The sequence below is a fragment of the Streptomyces inhibens genome (genome assembly GCF_003389455.1).
In the GTDB taxonomy this organism is placed as follows: domain Bacteria; phylum Actinomycetota; class Actinomycetes; order Streptomycetales; family Streptomycetaceae; genus Streptomyces; species Streptomyces inhibens.
This window is the reverse complement of sequence record NZ_QUAC01000060.1, coordinates 1-1,059: the sequence shown is the minus strand read 5'-3', so window position 1 is coordinate 1,059 and position 1,059 is coordinate 1. Positions and strand designations below refer to the sequence as shown.

The following is a 1,059-nucleotide window of genomic DNA, read 5'->3' as shown; positions in this document are numbered from 1 at the left end:
TCCTTCTTCAACGTCTCGGTCGCCTTCGGATATTTCGCCGCATAGATCGACACGAAACGATCGAACGCGGCGTGCGCGTCGGCGCGAGTCGCGGCCATCCAGATCGATTGCATATCGGCCTTCGCGCGTGCCTGTTGCGACTTGGGCAGCGCGTTCAGCACGTTGCCCATCTTGTGAAACCAACAGCGCTGGCCACGTGTGGTCGGAAACACCTCTTCCAGTGCCGCCCAGAAGCCCATTGCACCGTCGCCGACGGCCAGCCGTGGACCTGCCTTCAGACCGCGCTTTTTCAGGTCGAGCAGCAGCTCCAGCCACGACGCTTTCGTCTCGCGATANCGCTTTCGTCTCGCGATACCCATCGCCGATCGCCACACGCTCTTTGCTTCCGTCCGGTTTTACGCCGATGATGACCAGCAAGCATTGCCCGTCGGAGTTCTCGCTGCGCAGCCCCGTGTGAATGCCGTCGACCCACCAATAGACGTAGTGCGACTCGGACATATCACGCCGGCTCCACGCCACATGCTCGTCGGCCCATTGCGCCTTCAGGCGGCTCACCACGTTGGCCGACAAGCCCTTGGCGTCATCGCCCAGCAGCACGCTCAACGCTTCGCTCATGTCACCCGTCGAGATGCCCTTTAAATACAGCCAGGGCAACGCTGCGCTCACGCGCGGCGACTTCCTCAAGTACGGCGGCACGATCGTCGAATTGAACTTCACGCCCGATCCCGATCGATCCCGCACCTTCGGCACCTTCACCGCGATCGGCCCGGCGGCCGTCAACACTTCACGCTCTGGCAAGTACCCGTTGCGCACCACCGCGCGTTGCCCGTGCAAAGTCTTGACGTTCGCGAGCCGTTCCATCAGTTCCGCTAGCTCCGCTTCAATCGCTTGTTGAATCACTTGCCGCGCCCCTTCACGGACCAATTCGTCCAGAGACAGACCGACACCCGATAGACCGACGACCGCTTTTTCCGTATCCTTGCTCATGGTGGATGGTTTGCTTTTTTGCTGGTTTCCGACTTCGACAATCAGATTCTCAGCTGAAACCTCCACCGCCTT

Annotated in this window: 1 protein-coding gene and 1 pseudogene; both read right to left on the bottom strand. The window is 60.6% G+C overall.

What is annotated here, in order from left to right:
* Nucleotides 1-335, bottom strand: a pseudogene (locus DY245_RS46010) (transposase); the annotation flags it as partial.
* A 1-nt stretch (nucleotide 336) separates the two neighbouring features.
* Nucleotides 337-987 (bottom strand): transposase (locus DY245_RS08715; RefSeq protein WP_244942922.1); only part of this gene is annotated, 651 nt, incomplete at its 3' end.
* Nucleotides 988-1,059 lie beyond the last annotated feature (72 nt).